Annotated in this window: 12 protein-coding genes; 3 read left to right on the forward strand and 9 right to left on the reverse strand. The window is 44.7% G+C overall.

Annotation, left to right across the window (positions count from 1 at the left end):
• Positions 1-86: 86 nt before the first annotated feature.
• The 3 genes from IFU39_RS06850 to IFU39_RS06860 all read right to left on the reverse strand — a co-directional run bounded on the left by IFU39_RS06850 (position 87) and on the right by IFU39_RS06860 (position 3,183).
• Positions 87-734 carry a hypothetical protein gene (locus IFU39_RS06850; RefSeq protein WP_091016643.1) on the reverse strand — a complete coding sequence of 216 codons (648 nt, stop codon included), beginning with the start codon at positions 732-734 and terminating at the stop codon, positions 87-89.
• A 311-nt stretch (positions 735-1,045) separates the two neighbouring features.
• Positions 1,046-2,527, reverse strand: coding sequence for a DHA2 family efflux MFS transporter permease subunit (locus IFU39_RS06855; RefSeq protein ID WP_105599128.1), 1,482 nt, complete (start codon positions 2,525-2,527; stop codon positions 1,046-1,048).
• 68 nt (positions 2,528-2,595) lie between these two features.
• Positions 2,596-3,183 carry a TetR/AcrR family transcriptional regulator gene (locus IFU39_RS06860; RefSeq protein ID WP_074094904.1) on the reverse strand — a complete coding sequence of 196 codons (588 nt, stop codon included), beginning with the start codon at positions 3,181-3,183 and terminating at the stop codon, positions 2,596-2,598.
• Positions 3,184-3,435: 252 nt separating this feature from the next.
• Here IFU39_RS06860 and IFU39_RS06865 point away from each other — a divergent pair, with 252 nt between their 5' ends.
• A complete protein-coding gene (locus IFU39_RS06865) occupies positions 3,436-5,148 on the forward strand; it encodes a collagen-like triple helix repeat-containing protein (protein ID WP_342345643.1) in 1,713 nt (570 codons plus the stop codon).
• Positions 5,149-5,454: 306 nt separating this feature from the next.
• Here the strand turns inward: IFU39_RS06865 and IFU39_RS06875 are convergent, their stop codons facing one another.
• Both IFU39_RS06875 and IFU39_RS06880 read right to left on the reverse strand, forming a co-directional pair.
• Positions 5,455-8,706: a bifunctional cytochrome P450/NADPH--P450 reductase gene (locus IFU39_RS06875; RefSeq protein ID WP_192131788.1), complete on the reverse strand. Its 3,252-nt coding sequence runs from the start codon at positions 8,704-8,706 to the stop codon at positions 5,455-5,457.
• A gap of 299 nt (positions 8,707-9,005) precedes the next feature.
• On the reverse strand, positions 9,006-9,926 hold the full coding sequence (locus IFU39_RS06880; protein ID WP_192131791.1) for an NAD(P)/FAD-dependent oxidoreductase: 921 nt from the start codon (positions 9,924-9,926) through the stop codon (positions 9,006-9,008).
• A 453-nt stretch (positions 9,927-10,379) separates the two neighbouring features.
• On the opposite strand from IFU39_RS06880, the gene cyoE reads away from it, so the two are divergent.
• Positions 10,380-11,309: a heme o synthase gene (cyoE, locus tag IFU39_RS06885; RefSeq protein WP_036608378.1), complete on the forward strand. Its 930-nt coding sequence runs from the start codon at positions 10,380-10,382 to the stop codon at positions 11,307-11,309.
• A gap of 115 nt (positions 11,310-11,424) precedes the next feature.
• Here cyoE and IFU39_RS06890 read toward each other — a convergent pair whose 3' ends face one another.
• From IFU39_RS06890 to IFU39_RS06900, 3 genes are all read right to left on the reverse strand, one after another.
• On the reverse strand, positions 11,425-13,194 hold the full coding sequence (locus IFU39_RS06890; protein WP_192131793.1) for an ABC transporter ATP-binding protein: 1,770 nt from the start codon (positions 13,192-13,194) through the stop codon (positions 11,425-11,427).
• Positions 13,191-14,936, reverse strand: a complete 1,746-nt coding sequence (locus IFU39_RS06895) for an ABC transporter transmembrane domain-containing protein (RefSeq protein WP_192131795.1) — start codon at positions 14,934-14,936, stop codon at positions 13,191-13,193. Before IFU39_RS06895 ends, IFU39_RS06890 begins: the two co-directional genes overlap by 4 nt.
• Before the next feature lie 602 nt (positions 14,937-15,538).
• Positions 15,539-16,774: an MDR family MFS transporter gene (locus IFU39_RS06900; protein ID WP_192131797.1), complete on the reverse strand. Its 1,236-nt coding sequence runs from the start codon at positions 16,772-16,774 to the stop codon at positions 15,539-15,541.
• Between the two features lie 145 nt (positions 16,775-16,919).
• Between IFU39_RS06900 and IFU39_RS06905 the strand changes: the two genes are divergently transcribed.
• On the forward strand, positions 16,920-18,686 hold the full coding sequence (locus tag IFU39_RS06905; RefSeq protein WP_192131799.1) for an ABC transporter substrate-binding protein: 1,767 nt from the start codon (positions 16,920-16,922) through the stop codon (positions 18,684-18,686).
• A gap of 123 nt (positions 18,687-18,809) precedes the next feature.
• On the opposite strand, the gene IFU39_RS06910 is transcribed toward IFU39_RS06905, so the two are convergent.
• Complete coding sequence (locus IFU39_RS06910; RefSeq protein ID WP_181155389.1) at positions 18,810-21,437, reverse strand: PAS domain S-box protein; 2,628 nt, start codon at positions 21,435-21,437, stop codon at positions 18,810-18,812.
• Positions 21,438-21,626: the final 189 nt, after the last annotated feature.

The following is a 21,626-nucleotide window of genomic DNA, read 5'->3' on the forward strand; positions in this document are numbered from 1 at the left end:
GTACACTCTACTAAAGTAGGACTATGTTATATCATGAAAGAAACCCCAAAGATTCTCTAATATCTTTGGGGTTTTAAGTATGAGATTTATTGTGCTTTCGCCAGTCTTGGCCGTTGAGACCGGAAATCGCTGAAGGCTTGTTCAATTTCAGATGAGGTGAGCCGGTGACGGTAAAAGTACTGCTGCATCGCCTCCATTTCGGTTCGATCGCCATTGTAGATGTTATCAATTCTTCGTATAACTTGGTTATATAAGCTCTCACGTCTGGAGTTTACAGGCTCACACAACCAAAAGTTCGTTCTCTTCACATCACCTGTCTTGGTCCAGAGCAAATTCTCATATCGGATGACATCCCAGTCCCAATATCCAGCATGAATCTGCTGAAGTTCCGTCGTAAACATATCGTATATCAAGTTGGGAGGAATGTGTCCATATGTCACACGGTACTCTTTCAGCTTGTATGCTTCAATCCACTCTGTCAGGGTGTACTCACCTGGTGAATACGCATACAATGTAGGTGCATAAGAATTACTCTGCAATGCCCTAAGTGCTTCACTTTCCATCTCCCCATCCAATCTTGCACGTGAAGCATATACCTTGAGACAATAGTCTTGCAATCTATATACAACCGAGCTATTACTAATAAGCGAAGCCTGTAGAGTGAGATGGCCATTTTTTTCGTAGTGCAACAGCATCTTTTCAATGTTATTGCCAATGGGATTGATGATGATCATAACGATGTCTCCTTGAGTAAAAATAAAATATAAACCGTTTTCGAATTGGTTAAAAATTGTCCTAATACATTCTATATTACCCTTTTATATTAGTATGAACATATACAATTTTGCCGGAACATGAAGTATTTGCTCTGAAATTCATTCTTTGAACCGCCGTATTCCGGCTACATTTTTACTCTAAAGCCTGTAACCCGTTTCACGTCAACACCAAAAAAGATAGAATACATATGCAAAAAAGCGATGCGTCCTTAGAGTTAAGGGACACATCGCTCTTATATAATATTTAATTATTATTGTTAGTGAATGGATTAATGCATAGGACCTTGTTGTCCTGGCGTTGATCCTACTTTGACCCGTTTCACGAAGAGTGAAGTAATCAGACCGATAATCGACAGAACCAATGCGAATACAAACGCATTCTGTACACCTGACGTGAAACCTGCCAGTTGATTTTCTGGACTTTCCGGATTCGCCACTCCGCTCAAAAAGCGGGATTGTCCTGCGCTCAGTATACTTACCGCAACAGCCGTACCGATTGCTCCGGATACCTGTTGCAACGTATTCATGATGGCAGTACCGTGAGGATAATACTCACGTGGCAATTGGTTCAGACCATTCGTCTGTGCAGGCATCATAATCATCGAGATTCCGACCATCATGAACACATGCAGCGTAATAATTTTGGCCAGTGTCGTTGTTGGTGTAATCCCAGTGTACATGAAGAGTACAACCGTCACGACAGCCAGACCAATAATCACAAGCCACTTCGGACCGAATTTGTCAAACAGTCGGCCCATGACCGGAGACAGTAAACCATTTAGCAAACTACCCGGCAATAGAACCAGTCCGGCAGTTAACGCTGTAACGGCCATACCTTGTTGCAGATACATTGGCAGGATCAGCATGGATGACAGCATCATCATCATACAGATGAATATCAGGATCAAGCCAATCGTAAACATCGGATATTTGAACGCTCGCAAATCCATCATTGGCTGTTTCATTCTCAACTGACGGATACTGAATAACAGTAAGGACAACACACCAATAACGAGAGTGGCAACAACGACCGGACTCGTCCAGCCTCCGCCAGTTTCCCCGTGTCCCCCTGCACTACTGAAGCCGTATACGATACCACCAAAACCAAGGGTAGAAAGGATAATGGACAGTACGTCAATTTTGGGCTTGGTCAATTTCGAAATATTCGGCAAGAACAACAAGCCGCATACCAGTGAGATCAGGAAGAACGGCAAGGAGATCCAGAAGATCCAGTGCCAGCTCAGATTAGCCAGAATCAGACCGGAGATACTCGGACCGCTTGCTGGTGCAAACATGATAACCAAACCAATCAATCCCATGGCCGCTCCACGTTTTTCAATCGGGAAAATAACCAATATGGTGTTAAACATCAGTGGCAACAATAGCGCTGTACCTATCGCCTGTAGTACCCGTGCCACCAACAGAATTTCGAAACTAGGTGCAAGTGCAGCAACAAATGTTCCTGCAATGGAGAAAATCAGGGACGTTGTGAACAGCTGTCTGGTTGTAAACCATTGCAACAGCATACCGGATACCGGCACCAGGATTCCCAACACAAGCAAGTAACCTGTGGTTAACCATTGAATCGTTGTAGGTCCAACTTCAAGCAGACCCATAAGTGGTGTCAAAGCCACGTTTAATGCCGTTTCACCAAACAGACCTATAAAGCCGCTCAGCAGCATTGCGAACAAAATCGGAAATACCTTGTATTGCTTCGTTTCTTGTTGATCCTGTGCAGAATCAGCCTTCATGGAAACCTCCACGATCCCATCCTCCTCAAACGTATCAAACTTTCTTTTTCTCTGTCTCTTGCTATAACTTATTGAATCTGTTTGGCGTTCTTCGTCACAACCGACAAATACTCAGCAGCCGTCAGCAGAGGCTGTTTATCTTGATTTGTCAGGCTGATAATCAGTGCTCCCTCCATCAAAGAAATGATCAGAAGTGCCGTCTCCCGCGCCTTCTCTTCACCAACGCCATCCAGAATCAGATGTTTCTTAATGACATCCTGCCAATCTGCAAATACACCCTGACATGCAATACGTAACTGCTGGCTAATACACGAAGTCTCCACAGCTGCCCAGAAGCTGAATGGGAGAAATCCGGTAAACCCTGCTGCTTCTGTTTCATGAGCCAAATCATGAATAAATCTCTGAATGGCATCCCCCGTATTGTCGTGGGCTGCAAATGTTTTCTCAAATGTCTGCAAGATTTGTTCATTGGCTTTTTGAATACACTCGTGCGCGAGCTCTTCCTTGCCTTGCGGGAAATAATGATACAACGACCCTTTCGGCGTACTACTCTCTTTGATGATCTGATTCAGACCGGTCGCATGATATCCTTGTGAAAAAAACAGTCTCGCTGCTGTGCTGACAATGGACTCTCTAGCATTAGACTTTTCACTCAACGAAAGCCACTTCCTTCAAATAATTATAACAATCGGTCTATATAATTAAACCCGCTCAGATCGGTGCTGTCAATCATAATATTTCACTTTTAATTTGAAAGCATTTTCATATGAGAGGCATCATAACATCCTCTTTTTTTAATTATTACCTTTTATACATTTCATTCTGAGAAAGTAGGGAACTTTTCCCTGTCTTCGAATACACATACATCAATGCTGAATCACACTTAGTTTCGATTTTTGAGAAAAGGAGTGAGAAACTTGGCAATCCTGCTAACTGGCCCTATTGATAATAGCCCCGTGAATGGGGTAAGGCCAACTCAGATTGTTTCCATTAAAGTTGAAAATCAGAGTGTCGTAAACGCCGCAACTATACTTGTCCAGGGATATTCATTAATTACAAACAGAGCTCTATATGTAAGTGAGCAATTCACAATCTTACCCGGTGCAGTAGCTACACGAACTTATTTTGCTGATCTTAACAGTTTCGAATACGTTATTACCGTTACAGGAGCAACCCCTGAGGACATTTTGGTTTCTTTTTGGGGGAAAAACACTGCCGGCTCTTTGGTTGCTGCTCACCGACTCGTTTATTCCGAATTATTTGGCAGTGAGAATTTTAATGGAGCTACCGGGGCTACAGGAGCTACAGGCGTTACAGGAGTCACTGGCTCCACCGGAGCTACCGGGACAACAGGCGCCACGGGTCTTACAGGCGCGATAGGTGCCAGTGGCAATACGGGCACGACGGGTGCCACGGGCGTGACAGGTCCTACCGGGAGTACAGGTCCTACCGGAGCTACAGGTATTACCGGCTCTACAGGCGATACAGGAGTCACGGGCATTACAGGATTTACAGGAGCTACAGGCATCACTGGAGTAACTGGGACTACAGGTGCCACGGGTGACACTGGCGTGACAGGTCCTACAGGGGCTACAGGCATTACCGGATCCACTGGACTTACCGGAATCACAGGCGCGACAGGAACTACAGGTCCCACGGGTGACACTGGTGCGACAGGTCCTACCGGGGCAACGGGCATTACCGGATCCACTGGACTCACCGGAGCCACGGGCGCGACAGGAACTACAGGTCCCACGGGTGACACTGGACCCTCTGGCGGTCCGGAGGGCCCTACCGGAGCTACAGGTGCAACGGGGGCTACAGGCAATACAGGTGCCACTGGAGCAACTGGCCTCGCTGGAGCGACAGGTGTTACTGGCACCACGGGTGCAACGGGGGCGACGGGTACTGTACTGCCCGATCCCTTTAATGTATATGTTTTACAAGGCGCGGTGGGCGGAAATGGAACACAGGCCAGTCCTTTTGGAACGATTCAACAAGGTGTAACCGCGGTATCTCCAACAGGAACCGTTCATATTCTTGGTGGCACATACCCAATCACTGCGAACATTACCATTAATAAAGCAGGAATAACTCTAAAAGGCTATCCTAGTACAATCATCCTGTTACAAGCTGCTGTTATCCCTTTCACTATCATTGGAAGCGGAGTAACTGTAGACGGATTAACGATCACTAGTGATAACCCTTATGCTGTTGAATTTATTCAATTAGGCGGAACCAATCATACCGTAATAAATAATACGATATTCGGTCCTCCTCAAGCTGGCCCTTCTTCAGGTTGGGTTGTCAATCGTGGTCTCGTGACCCAGACTGGAAATATGACTGGCTTGCTTGTACAAAATAATATTTTTTATTCCTTACGTCAGCCAGCCTACTTTAACCCTAATACGACTGGAGAAGTTATTAGCAATGTTGTTTATAATACCCGAGGATTTGTTAATGACCGGGCCGTCATGGTCTTCTCTGGGAATTCATGGGGCAGCCCGGTCAATGCGGTGGATATTGCACTGCTCGTAGGTACAATAACAGGTCCCCCTTTCGATCCGATTTCCGCCCTGAGCGCCAACAACAGTACGGCAACGGTTCAGGATTCCAGATAAAAATCATTACTCGTTCTTACAAAGCTCCTAATCAAAACAGCCGCCGATTTGGATGTGGAACTCCAGATCGAACGGCTGTTTTTGGATGAGTAGAGCATTATTCCATTATTAATTAATAGGTTACATAACCTCCGTAGGTCACGGTCCATGTATAACCTGTCTGACCATCAACGGATTGTAGTGTGAGTTGTCCCCGATATGGATCAACTTTATAACTTGCTGTCATCGGAATATCGCAAGCGTGAAACATGCTACGACAGTCAGAAGACTACCATACGTTTCTTTTTCATCATCTTTCTTTCATATTTAAGTTTTAATAGATAGATTCTGATAACCCACACTTGTTCGTTTATTACATGCCCACACGTCTTGCACGTAGCGTCCTTCCACCTGAAGCTGAATAAGCCAGTTTTTCGCTTGCTGCATCGTTGCTCCCTGCACCTCCTGATATGATTGCTGTAAAGCCTCTTCTACCGCAGGAGCCATCTGGCTTCCATCCCCGCATACGTAGAGTTTTCCTTTGTTCATCAGCATGTGAATCAACTGTTCGGAATCCTCCTTCATCAGATGCTGTACATACGTTTTGGGCTTGCCATCCGCACGAGAAAAAGCAGTGTGTAACTTAACAATGCCTTCTCGTTCGTATTGTTCTAGCTCCTGACGATAGATGAAGTCTGAATCATTCCTGCACCCAAAGAACAAATGCGCCTCACTCAGTGGCATACCTCTCTGTTTCATGACCGCTCTCGACTGGAGGAAACCTCTGAACGGTGCAACCCCCGTCCCCGGTCCCACCATGATCATTGGAACATCAACCTCTTCGGACAGATGAAATTCGGATTCCGGCGTACGTACAAACATCAGAATACGTTCTCCGGATGGACAACCGGCAAGGTACGATGAAGCAACGCCAAGGTATATGCCCTTTCCACTCCATGCAGGCTCTCTTACTACCGATACCGTTATGCTCGCTTGCTCGGTATTCAGGCTTGGCGAGCTGGATATTGAATAATATCTGGGCTTAAGCGGAGGCAATAGTTCAAGGAACCTTTCGAATGGCAGCTCACACGCCTCATACTTTTCTAGCAGGTCCAACATCGTGATTCGATTGGCAAGAATATAATCCTTGTAGCTGTTTTCATCCAACATGCCTTCCAGTTCACGCTTATGAGGTGGACATACCGTATGATTAGCTAACTCCTGCAACTGTGTTCTGGAAACTGGTGTCTGCAATTCCACACAATGAGCGAGCAGCCTATGAATCTTGACGGGTCTGTTTAGTGGTAGGTGTGTAAGATGGCTGACGTCCGAAGTTAATTGGATCTGAATATCCCCATTTAGTCTGAACCGACTGAGTATCCGATCCACATTCTGCTTCGGGTTGCTAGGCAACACGCCGAGATGGTCGCCCTCTCTATAACTCGTACCGTCAGGCAGTAACACCTCGATGTGGCGTGTGCTTCTCCCACTTCCCGGCGCCTGAAGCTCTTTATTGACTACCACCGTGGCATAGCTGGCACCATAAGTTCGTGTAAGTGGCATATCCGTTTTCTCACGGACAATCTCCATTTGAAGTCTGCTTGTGCTTGATATGGAGGGCTTCACGACTTCCGCGTTGATCCCCAAAGCATTCAACACCTGAGGCCACAACATATGCTGCCACGCCTCGAGTTGTTTCTCCATATCACCTCCGGCATCGGCTTCACCGCGGGATAACAGTCTTTTCCCCCCCAATTCTTCAAGCTTCTCATCTATCAATCGAGGAATGCTCTGGTACGTTCCAGACCAACTCCGATCTCCACAGCCCAGAACTGCATAGTTTACATCCCTTGTTTCCTCTGACTCTGCTCCCTTCAACCAGTCTACAAATGCCGTAGCATTTTGCGGAGGTTTACCGTTATACGAAGCAGTGACGATGAGAACGACACCTTGGCGAGGTATGCGGCCAACCCACTCATTCAGAGTGGCTGCTTCACTTGGGATTCCATAAGAACGGCCTTTCTCCACGAGCTCTCGGGCAATGCCTTCTGCCGTTCCCAGATTGGAACCATATAACACCAGGAGCAAAGGGTTACCATCTGTTTCAACGGCCAGAATTTCTCCCCTCTGGCTGTCACTTGTTATATTTTTATGAACAACAGGAGCAGGTTTTTCTTCCACGGATACGGTAGACTTATTCATCTTTTGTGACACCTTGCGCTCTTTCACCTGGATCTGGAAGTCTCCCGGCTTCAACGTTAGTGTCTGTTTAACATCCAACTCATAGTTGCTATAATCGATCAGGTCAAAATGTTTGAGGACCATGCCAAGCACAAGTGTTGCTTCATATAAAGCAAACTGCATGCCGATACACGCTCTCTCCCCATTACCAAAAGGTTTATACGCATGATGAGGCACTTTCGCCGTATCTTCAAATCGCTCTGGACGGAAAAGCTCCGCATCCTCTCCCCATGCCTCTCTATCACGGTGTAGCTGAGGCAGGAGAATACTGCAGCTTTCCCCTTTCTTCAAGGGATATTTGCCACCTATGACGGTGTCTTCTTTGGCATATACGTCAAATCCCGGGGCGGTTGGCCAGAGACGTAACGATTCACTGAGAATCATGCGAATATAGGAAAGCTGAAGAATTTCCTCGTACTGTGGTGATTCACTGACCAATATCTGATCCACCTCGTCATACGCCTTTTGAAGCGATTCCGGATTTTTCAGTAGAAAGTAAAGAGCAAAAGATAATAGACCACTCGTGGTTTCATGTCCGGCAATAAGAAAAGTAATAATCTGATAACGGATGTTCTCATCATCCAGCATATCTCCAGTCTCTGGATCTTTGCCATTCAGCATACGAGCGAGCAAGTCAACCTCTTCGGGTGCTGAACTCGCTTTACGTTCCTCTATAATTTGATCTACCAGAGAGAACATCGTCTGAATATCGTCCTGGAACTGTCGTTTGGTTTTCACCATAAGCAGATTCTGAATTTTCAAACGTGAGCTCTTCTGCATCGCTTCATTTAATGCCCTAACCATACTTTCAATAAAAGGACTGTGGTCCTGTCTGTAAAAACTGTTAAACCGATAATTGAATCCACATAATCCAATGGTATCCAACGTAAGGCGTGTCATATCATCCGCAACATCAATCGTATCGTTGGAATTGAGACGTGCCCATTTGTTGATCAACTGTTCGGCAATATCAACCATCATGGGATGATAACCTTTCATGGCCTGTTTGCTGAAGGTGGGAAGCAGAATGTTATGGGCCTTTTTCCAATTGGGCTCCGATGTTCTGCTTGTAAATAAACCATCGCCTCCAAAGGCACGTACATTTTCGAGTTCATTGTATACATATTTGTCAAAACGGGACACATCACATAACTCAGCAACAAGATCTGGTCCAGATACGATTAAACCGGAATAACCGGGAACGGTAAGTCGATATATTGGTCCATGCTGTTCAGCCAGGACACCTAGCGACAGCGTTGGTTTATCTTTATCTATCAAAGGCAAATTGCCAAGTGGTCCATACATTTTGGGCTGTGGAATGTAAGTTGCATCACTCATGATGATCACCTCTTAACTGTACGCCGTGGAGCAAGGTATTCGTTAGCCATATGATAGCTGTTCTGCTTTCATTCATAAGTGATCTCTCCTTTAATGATTTTATAAATGATAGATAATTGTATCATTTGATAATACAATAAACCAATTTTAAATTAATATCAAATTTTCTTCTAGCTGTATTACTTTCATTTGAATTATTCAACATTTAGGTTGAATAACAACAAATAGAGGATTGCATATGCAATCCCCTACTGTATGAACCAATGACGCTATGATTCTATGACGCTTATTAATTTAATCTAACGATGAGTTGGCTCATCCCACTTCTCGAAATTCAATTCATTATTAATGCTTACCGCAGACAATGCCCCCAGAGACGCAGCCGTGATTGCCTGATACATCTCGGATGCTGCATCACCAGCACTGTAAACACCCGCTACGGATGTTTTGCCGGAAGCATCAACGATAACCGTCCCCGACTCTGTAATTTCACAACCGATGGCCTTTGGCAGTTCTGATCCGGTAAACAGTTTTGGTTGGAAGAAGACTCCTGTGCATGGAATCGCTATACCGTCATTTAGTACAACTTGCTGTACCATCCCTTCTTCAGAGTTAATGGATTGAATCGGTGCATCGAATACAGTAACATTATGCCGCTTCAGCTCTTCACGCTGCTCATCGGTTAAGGAATCTGATCCATTCGTACAGATCGTATATTGTGTTGTCCAGCCGGATATGACTTTTGCCATATGTAATGCCTTATCTCCACTAACGATGATGACCAGCGATTGGTCTCTTAACTCCCATCCATCACAATATGGACACACAAACGCACTTTTACCGTAAACCTCTGTTAATCCGTTAATATCCAAAGGAAGGTCTTTCTTACCTACCGCAAACAAAATCTTTCTCGTGCGATAACTTGCCCCCTGAGTAGTCTTGATTACAAAATCACCATCGTTACCTGTTATCGCTGTTGCCGTATCGGATGCAAATTGAACTGAGGGATACGCTGCAATCTGTTCTTTGGCTGCTTTGCGGAATTCACGTGGACTAGCCCCATCTCTTGTCACAAACCCATGCGTCTCCCTTGTTACCCAGTTTCGCGGTGTCTCATCATCGATGACCACAACGTTCTTACGGGCCCTGCCGAGTACTAGGGCTGCATTAAGCCCCGCTGGTCCTCCACCAATAATAAGTACATCCAAGAGTTGATTCATATTAATCACCCTTTCCAGACATTTAATATCTCTAATTAAGTTTTAAAAATAACCTCCGCTCTCTCTTAAGAAAGTAATATCGGAGATTTACAAGAACACATCAAAACAAGACTATTAAAGATATCTTATATCCACAATAAACAAAACCTAACTATTTTGCAACATACATCTTTAACTACCTTCTTCAATCCAGCCTGTGTGAGTTGAATAAAAGATTATTTACACTTACACTACAATGACAGAACAAACTTTAAATCACTTTTATACCTGGATTTTTGGATTCTCTCCTGTAACACAGAAATAATTATTTAACAATTAAAAACAACCTTGTTTTTAAATTGTTCACAATCAAATGACATTATTTTAAATACTAAAACGTTAATTAAATCACATAGTGTATTGAATGGTATAATAGCGACATAATATACAAGTATAGATATAGGAAGTGAGTTCTTGAAAACATTGAATAATGGTTCACAGACCAATATCAGCCTGGAGTATAGCTCGATTCCGAAAGTATTCTTCGATACGATTAAAATCGGAATCATCAAGTCCAACCTGATCGCCATGTTTGCGGGTTTAAGTTTGGCTTTATATGTATTTGATGCTTCAATCTTAGCTAATATTGTACCAATCATCCTTTCCTTTATTGGATCTTCTCTCATTATTGGAGCTGCAGGGGTGTTTAACAACTTGTATGATCGTGATATTGATGCGATCATGGAACGTACGAAGAAACGCCCTACCGTTACGGGTCGCGTAGATACCAAGTCGGGTCTGATTCTCGGTATTGCCATCACCATCATCGGGGGCATCATGTTGTACATCGCTTCCCCATCCGCTGCTGTATTTGGTATTTTGGGTCTGTTGCTTTACGTGTTCCCTTACACGATGTGGACCAAACGTACAACGATCTACAACACGGAAGTGGGAAGTCTTTCGGGTGCTGTGCCTCCACTCATCGGTTGGGCAGCCATTTCACCGGAACTGGGTCATTTCGAGATCTGGGCATTGGTTGTTACGATGCTCTTATGGCAAATGCCTCACTTCTACGGGATTGCGATTCGTCGTTTTGACGAATACAAAGCTGCTGGTGTTCCCATGCTACCCGTTGTTAAAGGCATCAGACGGACATACATTCAGACAAATGTGTATCTGGTACTGTTACTGATCTCCAGCTTTTTATTCTGGCCGATGAGTCCATTTGTCGCTATTGTGGCATTTCTGGTTAGCTTGGCCTGGCTCATTCTCAGTGTGGCTACCTTTGATAAGAAAGAAACAGAGAAATGGTCCAAACGGATGTTTATCTTCTCCATTAACCATATCACTATTATCTTCCTGGTCATCATTGCGTATTCCTTGATTGCTCAAATGATGAGATAAAAATATTCCATCTTACCACTCGTTATAACGATAAAAGCCTTACAGACTGTACTCTACCAAGGAGTCGTCTGTAAGGCTTTTTTGCTTTGTTATTATCTTTTCTAAATTTTTAAAGCTATCCGACTTTGGCTGGGGTTTGCTCCCCTTGCCACAGTAACTGCATCTCTTCATTGGTGGCAAGCAATTCGGCCAAACTTCCCTCGGCTTCAATGCGTCCATCTTTCATCACGATAATGTGATCTGCTTTGGAAAGTGCTGCCCTGCGGTGAGAAACTGCGATGCAGGTGACATCCGGCTCTTGGAACAGCCCTTCCCATACTTGTTGTTCTGTCTCCACATCCAGTGCACTGGACAGGTCATCAAAGATAAACAGGTCCGCCTCCGTCATTAACATGCGTCCTGTGGCCGCGCGCTGAATCTGCCCGCCTGACAGCATCACCCCTCTGGGACCAACCGGGGTCTCAAGCCCCTGATCCAGATGTTTGATATCCTTCTCCATCACAGCCAGACGAATGGCTTTTTCAAGGGCTTGCTCGGAGTTACCCTGTTTGCCCTGGACGATATTTTCTTTCAACGTATCACTAAACAGTCTTGGCACTTGCGGGGTATACGCTGCTCTAGGCGGCATCAGGAACGTTGCTGGATCAACAGCTGCTCCATTCCAGTGAATGTCCCCTTTTTGCTTGGGTAACAGTCCAAGAAGTGTGCGTACAAGCGTTGATTTACCTGACCCGATCCGTCCCGTAATAACAAGAAATTGTCCACGTTTCAGACGGAAACTGATTTCTTCTATGCCATTTACAGAATTCGGATATTGATAAGTCAGCTTATTCACCTCAAGAGATTGCAACTTCTCCTTAGGGTCCCTCTGTTCACTTACAAGCTCCGGCGGATCTTCATACAGATAGATTTCCCTCGAATCCATGATCTGATCTTCTTCCCCTGGACGGAATAGCTTACGCATACGATCATAGGATACCTTGAGCCTTTTGTGCTGAAACACCATATAACCAAACAGTGAAATGCTAAATCCGATATTGGCCAGATAGCTGGTGAATAAGGCAAAATCACCTACGGTAAAGTTCCCTGCTTTCATCTCAGCTGCACACATCAGTAGAATCAATCCGGTACAGATACTTAGAACATGCTGATTCATCGATCTCATCCACTGCTTAAACAGATTGTCCCGGAGTGCAGCCTGACGACGATCCTCATTCAACTGGTTAAAACGTGAAGAGACATTCTCTTCGGCCTGACCCAGTTTCAGGGCTTGCACTGCTCCAAACGTTTCCGCAATAAAACTGGTAATTCGCCCAGTCGCTTCACGATTAACCTGTGCATACTTTCGAGCCCGATTTCCGGACAGGTTGTTGAGTAAGGTCACGACCACCAATGGCAGCACGGCAACCATTGTGATCTGCCAATTAATGTTCGCCATAATGACGATGGACACAATAGCGAATACAAGTCGTCCCCAGAAGTCCACCCATGATTCTACATACTCGACGACTTCATCGACATCATCCCGAAAGCGACTCATCGCCTCCCCTGGTGAAGCCGGAAGATTACGTCCAGGCCAGCGCATGATCGCTGCGAGCATGTTGGTTCGTAAAATCGCCTGAACATGATACAGATACGTAACCCATGCATAGAAGGCTACAAAAAATGTACCCACCCGTGCCATTCGGACCAAAGCAATAAAGATAAGCGGCACAGCAAGCCACATGTAGTCATTTGACCCCACTGTTGTGCGATCAAAAAACCATTGCATTCCAATACCAATGGCTAGCGGCAAGGAGTGAAATATACACCATAACAATCCGTTGATTACAAATAACAAAGGCCTGAATCGAAACAAACGGCCTATAAATCCTGCTACAGTCATGCCAATTCCTCCTCTCGGCCTGTAATGAGCAGTCTGGCATAATGAGATGCCGGGTTACTAGCAAGTTCTTCTCTCGCTCCAAATTCTAGTATCTTGCCATCTCCGAGCACCATAATCCGGTCCACTTTCTCGAGTGTAGCTAATCGGTGAGCAATAATAACTCCGGTGGATTGTTTCATTAACTGGTCAATTGCAGATTGCAGCATGCTTTCAGTCGCAGCATCCAGACGTGACGAAGGCTCATCTAGAATAACCAGACTTGGTTCGGTCAGGAATACGCGGGTTAAGGCAAATAACTGTGCTTCCCCTGCCGACAATGAAGCTCCACCTGCTGCCAGATACGTATCGAGTCCTTCTGGTTGTGAATTAATCCATTGGCTAAGCCCAAGGCGATCCGTCGTTTCCTTGATCATCTGATCGGATACATCCCCATTGAACAGGGTCAGATTGTCACGCAGCGTGCCATCAAACAACTGCACATCCTGTGTCACCATGCCCACTCGGCGATAGAGCGCTTGTAATGAAAGCTTTGTGATATCCGTTCCACCTACACGGATCGTCCCCCGATCCAGATTGTACAGGCGGAGTAGAACACGACTAAGACTCGATTTGCCGCTACCTGTGCGACCGATGATTCCCAGACGTTCTCCAGGTTTAATGGCAAAATTAATGTCCTGCAATACCGGTTTATCCTGGTTATAGCTGAAATGTACCTGATTGAATTCCAATCCAAGCGGTCCTTCAGGCAATTGCTCCTCTATCCCCTCTTCAATCACACTCTGCATGGACAACAGCTCTCTGGAGCGCAGCATGCCTGATTTTGCTTTTTGGAACTCCTGCACCTGATCTCCAAGCATCTCAATCGGATCATTCAGCATCTGCGTATATTGGTAGATCAGAAATAACGTTCCGATACTAATTAGACCTTCCATATAATAATGCACACCCAGCAAAAGCACCGCAGTGACCGCCAGAGCGAACAGAACCACTGTGGTATTCCACGGAATAACCCGTAGCAGCCAGGCTTTTCTCCCCTTACGGAATACCGTGCGCATCGTGCGGTAAAAGCGGTTCATCACATACGGCACATGACCATTCGCTTGCACATCTTCAATCCCGGCGATGCGTTCTTCAATTAATCCGAACAGAGAGGCACTTGCCGCCCGTTCATTTTTGGAAGAGTCCACGCCCAGATTTCGGATGAAGACCATGAACAGGATCGATAATAATGTGAACACGGTCATCACCAAAGCAATGGGCACATTGACACTGAACATGAATCCGAGAATTCCGGCCAGCAGCACAAAACTCCCGATCACTTGCACAATGAACATCGCGAAAAAATTGGAGATGCTCGTTACGTCACCATCCACACGTTCAATCATCTCTCCAGGTGTTTTCACATTATGAAAACGCATATCAAGACGCAGGCAGTGCTTCAGCAGATCTCCGCGCAGTTGATTCGTGGCCCGCCAGGCCACGTCGTTCCCCAAATAACTGACCGCTACCGTAATGAGTTGATTAAACACGGCTACAACCAGAAATATTCCTGCAAGCTGAACAAGATTGGTGAGGACTCCCCCACTTGCTGCTGTATCAATAAATCGTTTAATAATCTGTGGATTCAAAAGCTGAAGCCCCGTTGATGTGAGCAACATGATTAAAAGTAAGGCCAGCCGTCCTTTAACGGGTTTCAGATAACGCAGCAGCCATGACATGGAGCCTTTCTCTGTTTTGGGCACAGGTCCCACCTCTTTATCGGTTTATTTAATTGTTCTTGCCTATTCATATTTATTGATGATCTTAACGATAGCAAATTTGCGATCACTAGGATGAGTCATACATAAAGACATTAAAATCGGTATTTCCCGCCCATAATTGATATGTAGAACCTATGTTGACCATTGTACATTCTCCTTTTTAACAAGTTAGTTTTTTATAAAATAACGCTCCAAACGCTCCTTTCCATGTGAACAAATTGGGTGAAATGCATGCAAAAAAGCCATAGATGAACTAATGTTCATCTACAGCTTGTAGCCAAAAGAGATCGAATGAAATGCAAAGCATTTCCCGTATCTCCTCTGCATCGCAATAATGATGAGCGTCCACGACAGAGGTGCACAAACATGACTGTCCCAACGCGATCATTGCAAAAAAATTGGATTAATGTCACTATGCTCATGCGTATTCAGTTATCGATTCGAAATCTGTATAGGCATAAACATAATCATCATCCCACCCGTTTCACATATTTGTTGTTTATTGTATTCGCTGGACTAACATCCGTCAAGATAATTTTAACTGAATTGTTATTTAATTCATGGCATTAATCTTTCAATTCCTGCTACATACTCAATGATGTGGACTCTGTTTGCTTCTCTCTAACAACAAGACGTCTATGTGCGATCAGAAGAAAAGGTACTCCCAGAGCAGTCGTCAGCGCAATCGGTAGAAAGACAGCGAGCCCATTCTCCGCTCCAAATTGACTTAACAACACCCCTCCCATGACAGGAGCAATGACACTACCGATATTATTGAAGCCGATGGTACCGAAATACGTTCCTTTCCATTCCGGCTTCGCAATCCGGTCAATGAGCATATCCATCATGGTGAACAACAGCACTTCCCCAATGGTAAATAGTATGACACTCATCATCATCATGAGTACACCTTCAGCGATTCCGACCATCATCAGACTGGTTGCGACCAGCAGGTTACCTACAATCAGAGGAACCAGCGGTGGAAAGTTTCGGAATGTTCGCACAAGAGGATACTGAATAATCAGTACCGTCACGGCATTCAGGGAAAGCATGTACGAGAACATCTGGCTTCCATTCTCAAAGATCGGACTCCTTGCCAAGTACTGTGCCAACGTAGAACTAAAGTGTCCGTAGCCCAGAACACAGAATGTGGTACCGATCAATACCGGCAGAAATACCCGGTCGCGACCGGTGGTCATAAGTGCTTCACGCAAACGTGGTGCAGTTGCCTGATGACGCTCTGGCAGATTGGCATGCTGTAACTTGAATTGCAGAAATAATACAAGTCCATAGGCTATGTATACCAATCCGGAAATCACAAACGGAAACGTTGATTCAGATGATCCCAGCTGAAATCCGATAATTGGCCCAAAGACTACACCGAGATTAATTGCAGCATATCTGAGGTTAAACACCAGCAATTTGTTCTCCGGAGAAGTAATATCCGATAACAGCGCTCTGGAGGTGGGCTCAAATACTGCGCGGCATAATCCGTTTAACGTATTGGCAACAAAGAACACCCATAGATGCTCTGCTGCTGAAAAAATGAAAAAAACACCTGCCCAGCTAAATACCGAGATTAACATCACGATTTTGCGACCGATCCGGTCCGAATTATAACCGCCATAAAAGCTGACCATTACACCTGCCAGCGAGCTAACGGCCACAGTAATACCGGTCTGGGTCGGTGTAGCCTCTAGTACACGTGTCAGATAGATGGAAAGAAACGGGATACTCATTGACGTGACAAGACGTCCAAACATGGTTCCGATAATGATGGTCCATGCCAAGGGGTGAATTTGCCTCAAATATTGCTTCATGCGAACTTCTCCTATTCATTCTAGATGCTTCCTAAGCGGACTTTTTGAACAACTTCTACTAATGTATAATTGTAAGGATAAAAGGGGGAAGTAAAAGTGTAAACATATGATCACACTTTTCACCTTTAATAGAGGAGTTATGCACATGGATACCCTACATACACACTTTATAAGGCTCGCCGGGGCCGAACAACTTTCGTTCAAGCTCCATGAACCTGTAGCGGTAACAATTGATAGCCTGTCCGCTGCCTTGTGCTGCACCCCTCGTAATGTGAAGTTCATCATTAGAAAATTGGAGGAGCAAGGCTTCATCCACTGGCAACCCGGGCGTGGTCGTGGGCACCATTCGGAGTTAACGTTACTGCGTAGCATGAATGATGCGCTGGAAGCCAGTTTTACCGAACTTCTCGCTAAAGGCAAAATGAAAGATGCCATTGAACTCATCGGAACCATTCAGATGCATGATTCACTGCGAGAACAGCTCATGCTCTCCCTCCATCAACAGATGGGATTTCACAGCCACGAGGAAACTTCCTCAGGTCAGGATATCCTGCGCATTATGAGGTCTCGCCAGTTAGGTGATCTGGACCCAGCCTTTGTTTATACTGCATTTGAAACCTATCTGCTGAGCCAGGTCTGTAATACGTTGATCACTTATAATGCCAAGATGGAATCATTCCGGCCAGCATTGGCTCATATGTGGGAGTGTAGTGAGGACCATCGATTGTGGACCTTCTATCTCAGGAAAGGTGTACGTTTTCACAACGGTCGTGTCATGACGTCCCGGGATGTCCAAGCGACGTTGCAACGATTGATAGATGTGAATAGTCCGTCCATCTGGTTGTACCGGGATATCGAACGTGCGGAAGTAGCTGGCGATTACTGTATCAAGTTTGTTCTTCGTCGTCCTAATCGGTTCTTCTTGCATCTGTTCAGTTGTATTCGAATGACAATCCTGCCCTACGATTACAATGTAGCCAATACCTTAATAGGTACCGGTCCTTTTCAGATCTCTGAGCTGAATGAAGATGTGTTGGAACTTACCGCATTTGATGCCTATTACGGCATCCGGCCACATCTGGATCAAGTTCATTTCTGGTTTGTGACTGACCTGAGTCCGAATGATCGCTATTATGAGCTACCAGGTACTGATCGATTGAGTCTCACAACAGGCTGTGAACAGACCAACAGCATCAATTATCCGGCGCTGGGTTGTCAGTATATGCTGTTTAATTTTCACAAGGAAGGCATCCATCATCATCCCCTATTTCGACAAGCCCTGCGTATCGTCTATGATCCGGTCGCGCTTGTCAGAGATCTCGGTGGCAATCGGATCACACCAGCCAGCAGCTTCCTTCCCTGGAGAAGTGCAGCCCAAGACTGGACAGCCGTTTCTCTTGACCATGCTCGTGAATTGCTGCATAGCTGTGGGTACCGGGGTGAGACGATAACTTTATCGTATAAGCATAATAAGGACGCAGACGTTGCGGAGTGGTTCCAATGTCGTGCGCAGTCCATCGGAATGAACATCAGCATGCACGCCGTTGTGGATTATTTCAACTCAGAGGAAACCACGAACGCCCAATTGATCTTGGCTGAAGAGATACTGGAGGAAGATTGGCAGTACGGCATGATTCATTTTTTCAAAAACCTGTCCAATCATTTTCATATGTGTATGTCCCCTGTATTCCAGTCTCAACTGGATGACAAACTGGATCATTTCGCAACGCTTCATCGGGCAGACCGCACAGCGCTCCTGGATGAAGCTGAAGGCTTGCTACGTGAACACTGCTGGATCTTGCATGGCTGTCACATGAACAAGCAGGCTGAACTGGATCAGAGCATCTTCGGCATGCAGATAGCAGAATTCGGATATATGGACATCTCCCAATTGTGGATCAAAAATCCTTAGGGATATATGTGCACAGACGCATCTGTGGGATACAGGGCTGAACAAAATCATGGATCGGCAAAAAAGCCGCTAGCCTATTTACGATAAGCTAACGGCTCTATTGCCGATCCATTTTGAGTGCACTTAGAGATTATATTTGGTGTAATAGGTCTCCAATACCTGCATAATGGACTCGATTTTAATCGGTTTGCTGACATACGCATCCATGCCTGCCTTCAAACAGTTCTCCATGTCTCCTCTTACGGCATTTGCAGTTACCGCAATAATGTATGGACAACTCTCGGGGGGCAAAGAATTTTTAATCAATTTTGTCGCTTCAAATCCATTAAGCCTTGGCATATGCACATCCATGAAGACAATATCATATGAATTGTGTTTGACCGCCTCGACTGCCTCAACACCATCCACCACATGATCCACGAAGTGCCCTTTTTTCTCAACAATTCTGCTAAGGACGAGCTTATTCACCTCATTGTCTTCTGCGATTAATATTCGCAAGGCTGAAGTTCTGCTCTTCTTCTGCTGTTGATCTAACCTGTTGCTCTCTTCACCGTTATTTAATTTGAATTGGGCAGTAAATATAAATATTGTACCCGGTTCATCCGACTCCTCAATCCAGATATTTCCATGCATAAGCTCTACCAGTTTCTTGCTAATGGCAAGGCCAAGACCCGTACCTTGGGGTTTGCGGGTCATAAAATTCTCCAGTTGGTAGAAAGGTTCAAATAATTGTTGTTTCCTCTCAGCGGGAATCCCAATGCCCGAATCCTTTACCTGAAAATAAAGCTGCACGGTATTGCCCTGCTGCTCCTTAACACCCACTTTAACTTCCACGCCGCCTTCTGAAGTGAATTTGACCGCGTTGCCAATGATATTGGTAAGTACCTGTTTAAGACGATAAGCATCACCATACACTGGAGTTGGAATAGCGTCTTCTACGCACATACGAACATCCAGCTTCTTTTCACGAGCCAGTGGTTTTACGATTTGCACCGTCTCGGTCACGATTTCTACGGAATCAAAAGGATCTTCGACCAGATCGGTTTTGCCTGACTCGATTTTGGAAAAATCAAGAATATCATTAATGATGGCCAGCAAGGAATCTCCACTCTTCTGAATGATTTCAATATATTCCTTTTGTTCCCCGCTAAGTCCAGGAGTATCCAAGAGCAAATCCGTCATCCCAATTACACCGTTCATAGGTGTACGGATTTCATGACTCATCATCGCCAAAAATTCACTTTTGGCCTTATTCATTCTCTCCGCTGTCTCTTTGGCTACAAGCAGTTTTTTCTGCTCTGTAATATCCTTCGCAATCAGGTAAAACCCGACATTGGATTTATTAACAATGATTGGAGCAAGTGTAGCCAAGACTTCTGTCTCAAAGCCATCCGTGTGCCGAACAACGTTGATCTCCTTCTCAGCCATCTCATAATTACTGCCCAGAATCAGACCCAGATTAACAGCTCCGATAAATCTGCTTATGCTTGTGCCGATCATTTCAGCCACGGGACAGCCCGTCATTTTCACCGCTACTGGATTCGCATTCATAATATTACCATCCATGTTAAACGAGATAATGGCGTCATGATTGTATTTCTTAAGCGAAGTGTATCGCTCCACAGATTCCTGCAATTTAAATTCGATACGTTTGCGTTCAGTAATATCCTGTAGTGTTCCGTTTAGCTGGACTGGCTGACCATTCTCATCGAGCGTAACTAACCCGCGTAAGTGAAGATACTTCTCACTTCCATTCGTGCTAATGTGCTTGTACTCGAAATCTAGCGCTTTCCCTTGTTTTACCCATTCCATTTGTTCGTATAAGGAGGCTTTATCCGCGGGATTAATCACATTAGCTATATCACTTGCACGATATGATTTTCGTGTACGTTCGAATTCAAGAATCTCAAAAATCTGATCTGAAAGAGCGATCTGGTCATTGACCATATCCCATTCCCAACTGCCAATTAAGGCGATGCGTTCAGCCTCTGCACTGATGTCTTTATGTTTTTTTCGTTCGGATACATCTCGTCCAATTGAAAAAATCTGCATTCCATGCTCAGCATCACCAAAGACCTTGTATGTGGTTTCAAACCACAGATAATGCCCATCTTTATGACGGACCCTAGTATTCAACAGATTACCCTTGGTCAAGTCCATCTGTGAAATCCGTTCCAGATCTTGTGGATGAAAATATGCATCATTATTTTGGCCAATTACTTGTTCTGGCGAATAACCCAGTAAACCTTGAACGGAGGGTGAGCAGAATCGACAAACACCCTCCTGATCGGCAATATAGATGATCTCCTGAGCATGATCTGTAATAAGTTTGAACATCTCTTCACTATGCAGAAGCTTTTGTTCAGACATTTTGCGGTCAGTAATATCAACAATATGGCAAATAAAGTAAATAGGTTCATCCGTAATTTCGCTACGAACTAATGTAACATGCAATGACGTCCATAAGATGTCACCATTTTTATTGATGTAACGCTTTTCGTATTGATTTTCTTTTATTTTACCTTCAAATAACTCGTAACTACAGATCATATCTTGCGGTGAATCATCCGGATGTGTAATATCCTGATACGTGAGATCCATTAATTCATCACTTGTATAACCTAGCAAACAGCAAAAAGCAGGATTCACTTTCATCCATTGTCCTGTTGGAGCAACGAGTGCAATTCCAATAGGTGCTTGGTTGTAGATCTGCTCGAACAATTCATGATGATCGACCTTTTGAACCTGCATTGTAAGTTCTCCTTTTGGCATAGACTCCATGTAAAGTTTGTCGAAAACTAAATTTTTACTGATATCAGATGTTCTATAAAATATAGTCAGTTTTAAAACAACAGTATCTGCTTAATACCCAAAATTTCAGGAGTTGAAACAAATATTTTCAAGAATTTTGTGTCTACAAATTCAAACAAGGCCTGGAAT

The sequence above is a fragment of the Paenibacillus sp. CFBP 13594 genome (genome assembly GCF_014842675.1).
Taxonomy (GTDB): domain Bacteria; phylum Bacillota; class Bacilli; order Paenibacillales; family Paenibacillaceae; genus Paenibacillus; species Paenibacillus amylolyticus_B.

Coding starts and splice junctions, on each gene's coding strand:
- IFU39_RS06890 (WP_192131793.1), bottom strand. CDS start 13,194: ATGACTGTAGCAGGATTTATAGGCCGTTTGTTTCGATTCAGGCCTTTG.
- IFU39_RS06875 (WP_192131788.1), bottom strand. CDS start 8,706: ATGAGTGATGCAACTTACATTCCACAGCCCAAAATGTATGGACCACTT.
- IFU39_RS06900 (WP_192131797.1), bottom strand. CDS start 16,774: ATGAAGCAATATTTGAGGCAAATTCACCCCTTGGCATGGACCATCATT.
- IFU39_RS06905 (WP_192131799.1), top strand. CDS start 16,920: ATGGATACCCTACATACACACTTTATAAGGCTCGCCGGGGCCGAACAA.
- IFU39_RS06850 (WP_091016643.1), bottom strand. CDS start 734: ATGATCATCATCAATCCCATTGGCAATAACATTGAAAAGATGCTGTTG.
- IFU39_RS06855 (WP_105599128.1), bottom strand. CDS start 2,527: ATGAAGGCTGATTCTGCACAGGATCAACAAGAAACGAAGCAATACAAG.
- IFU39_RS06880 (WP_192131791.1), bottom strand. CDS start 9,926: ATGAATCAACTCTTGGATGTACTTATTATTGGTGGAGGACCAGCGGGG.
- IFU39_RS06910 (WP_181155389.1), bottom strand. CDS start 21,437: ATGCAGGTTCAAAAGGTCGATCATCATGAATTGTTCGAGCAGATCTAC.